The sequence below is a fragment of the Bacillus sp. FG16 genome, assembly GCF_057809515.1.
Genome location: NZ_JBMDKC010000380.1, coordinates 1 through 363, shown reverse-complemented (window position 1 = coordinate 363; position 363 = coordinate 1). Strand labels below are relative to the sequence as shown.

The 363-nt window shown below is 32.8% G+C and carries 1 pseudogene; it reads left to right on the top strand.

The annotated features are described in order from the left end of the window. Window positions 1-117 precede the first annotated feature (117 nt). A pseudogene (locus ACODS7_RS32840) lies at window positions 118-312 on the top strand (PD-(D/E)XK nuclease family transposase); the annotation flags it as partial. Window positions 313-363 lie beyond the last annotated feature (51 nt).

Genomic DNA, 363 nt, shown 5'->3' with positions numbered 1-363 from the left:
GGTTGCTTCTTCTCTCCTTCCTCCGCTACAATAGATATATACTTTCTTTGCCCATTCCCCCGAAAAAGGGAATAACAAAAAAGACAGAATACGAAAATAAGAAAGGTGACTCACTCTATGAATCAACCTTTAGTCAATTTACGAGTGGATTTTGCTTTTAAGCAATTATTTGGTGTACAAGGACAAGAGGAATTATTGGTTTCTTTTTTAAATGCAATCTTGCATGAATCCTTATCTATACCGATAGTATCACTAAAAATTGAAGACCCACACCTCCATAAAGAATATGAAGAAGATAAATTATCCATACTATATAAGTTGAATTAAAAGATTACAATCGAATACATAATCGATCGATCACTT